At 32.6% G+C, this 2691-nt stretch carries 4 protein-coding genes; all 4 read left to right on the top strand.

The window, feature by feature from the left end:
• Window positions 1-546: collagen-like protein (locus GH664_RS22235; RefSeq protein WP_194270468.1), on the top strand; the 546-nt coding region annotated here is incomplete at its 5' end.
• 198 nt (window positions 547-744) lie between these two features.
• Complete coding sequence (locus GH664_RS22240; protein ID WP_153170264.1) at window positions 745-1209, top strand: hypothetical protein; 465 nt, start codon at window positions 745-747, stop codon at window positions 1207-1209.
• Between the two features lie 111 nt (window positions 1210-1320).
• Window positions 1321-2259 carry a hypothetical protein gene (locus tag GH664_RS22245; RefSeq protein ID WP_153163747.1) on the top strand — a complete coding sequence of 313 codons (939 nt, stop codon included), beginning with the start codon at window positions 1321-1323 and terminating at the stop codon, window positions 2257-2259.
• Between the two features lie 45 nt (window positions 2260-2304).
• Window positions 2305-2574: a hypothetical protein gene (locus GH664_RS22250; RefSeq protein ID WP_153163748.1), complete on the top strand. Its 270-nt coding sequence runs from the start codon at window positions 2305-2307 to the stop codon at window positions 2572-2574.
• Window positions 2575-2691: the final 117 nt, after the last annotated feature.

Below are 2691 nucleotides of genomic sequence, written 5' to 3' on the forward strand. Positions count from 1 at the left end.
ATATGGTCTAGATACTCAGAAAGAGGTAAAGATGGTGATGGATATGAATACATCTATAAGAGATTCTCTAATTATGTTGGTGGAGATAGTTTAGGTCCAGGTGGTTCTGATTACCCTCCAGCAAATGTAGATTCTAGTGAATACCAAGCTGATGATTATGTACCTAGTGGATGGGATGATAACCCAACTGGACCTACTGAATCTATACCTTATGAATATGTTTGGACTAGAAAGAAAGAGAATAGTAAATGGCAAGCTTGGAAAACTGGAGCACTATGGGCTAAATGGTCTAAGGATGGTGAGCCAGGTAAGCCAGGTCAAGATGGTAAACCAGGTGAACCTGGAGAACCAGGTAAGCCAGGATCTAACGGTTATAGTATAACCGTTAATGGTTGTCCTTCTGCCATTAGGTCTTCAAAGGGATTCCTACAAACTACAAATGTAAAACTAAGTGCCATAAAAGTTAGAGTTGATGATAGTGCTACTAGTTCTGTATCAGGATATTGGAAAAGCTATTATTTAAACAGTTCTGGTTCATGGCAATAGATCAACAGTACATCTGGTAATACGTTTACTTCCACATGGAATTCATCATTATCTACTACAAAGTTCTGGTTTGGATTTACTACAGATAGTAGCGATTACAGTTCGTTAAGTCCTACTAGTCAATATAAAGTATGGTCAGCTGAAGTTCCAGTAGTATTTGATGGAGATGTATCTGATATAGATGAAACTTATACCATCATGAGAGATAGAGGTCAATGGAGATCTGGAGTACAATACTATCATGATAAAGCATCAAATGCAATAAAAGGTCAAGATGTATCTAGTGTAACTAATTATTACTTATATTCAACAGATCAAAGTGTATCTTATGATACTACTAACTGGTCTACTAATGTACCTACAAATACATACGATCAAGGTAAATTATACTCTTATAGTAAGATAACATATTCAGATGGTACTATTACCAAAACAATACCTGAAGTATTATTAACATATTCTGATTCTAGAGTAACATCTATTACACAATACTTTGCAAATTCAACTAATACATCTGTTCCTAGTGAAGGCTGGTCTACTAACAAGCCCGCATTAAATAAAGATAAACCTTATTTATTTAGATATTTTACTGTTAATTATGTTAATAGTGATTCTCAATCCACTAGTACTAATTCTACTAAGAAGGCAATAGCTAAGTATTAGAATGATTATACTCAGTATTAGAACTATAGTAATTTAACTATTATAGACTATGTAGTATATCAAGGTAATGTGTACTTAGCTAAACAGAATAATACTAGTTAGACACCCAGTATGACTAGCAGTTATTGGAATATATCTTCTAAGCAAGAAATACTAACAGTAAATAACTTACTAGCTAACAATGCTAAGTTAGGTGACTTTAACTTTAGTGGAAGTGTATTTACTTCTAATAATGGTAAACTGTCAATGAATAGTAATACTGGTAGGTTTGTTTGTACAGACGTTAATATTACTGGTAGCATAACAGCTACTTCTGGTACATTTAATGGTACTGTAAATGCATCTGGTGGTAATTTTAGTTCTGTAAAAATAAATAGTGGTCAGATTGCTGGATTTGAAATAAGTGGAAATCATATTGGTAGTAGTGCAACAGCAAGTGGTTCTGGTGGTGGTCTCAGTATAAATCCAGATTTCATTAGAGTTGGTAATAGTACATCATATGTTATGATAGGTAGCGATACTGTTCCTGCTACAGTTGGTGGTGCTTTTACAGCTACAGGTAGATTTGTAAATCATAATTACAATGCTTCTACGGCTTATGGTTTCGATTCAGCTAATTATGGTTTATATGTAGATGTTGCAAATGGTACTAAAAATTATGCATTATATTCACCAAATGCTGCTGTTAGAGCAGCTGCTGTATATGGCGATACTATAAATGTAGTAAATATTACTGGTAGTACTTATAAATTAGATATGAGTAAAGGTAATATAATAATGATTAGAGCCAATAGAGAATATACCGTTAACCTTCCAAATGCTAATGCAGTAGCTAGTATGTTTGGGTACAATAGCTTACCTACATACTTTGCAATACATGTTAGAATTATGATTCACCCAGATACTTCTGGTGTTACTATATCTGGTTACTTTAGACCAAATAATACTGTAAATCAATCTGTATATTTACATCCAGGTAACTCTATGGGATTCTTGGTTACTAATTATCCAAGTTTTAGATGGGTAGAAACAGATTATGCAGGACAATAATTTTAAATAGTATTTATTATGAATATTGATTTTAAGAAATTTAAAGTGTACGATACTTTAGATAAAACAACACCTATTATATTAGATATATCTAAAGAGTTAGCTAACGGTTTATACAAGACTGCACAAGGTATAGATGGTCACGCTTTAGCATTAAAAATATATAATTCTACAGGTGAGGAAGATTATAATGATCTAGAAATAGAGTTAATAGCTAAATACGCTAATCAATATGGTACTCCTTTCTTTATAGATGCTTTAAACAGTATTAAGAATGAACAATCAATTACACAATCAGATCAAACAACTGAGTGATAGAGAACTACTAGAGGGCATCTATTAGATGCTCCTAGTAGTAATGTAGGAGCAATTAGTTAGTGATAGTAAGCAATTAGGTATAAATGTTATAGCTGATTTATTAGTAGATAATAT

It is taken from the genome of Thauera sp. 2A1 (assembly GCF_009469595.2).
Lineage (GTDB): Bacteria > Pseudomonadota > Gammaproteobacteria > Burkholderiales > Rhodocyclaceae > Thauera.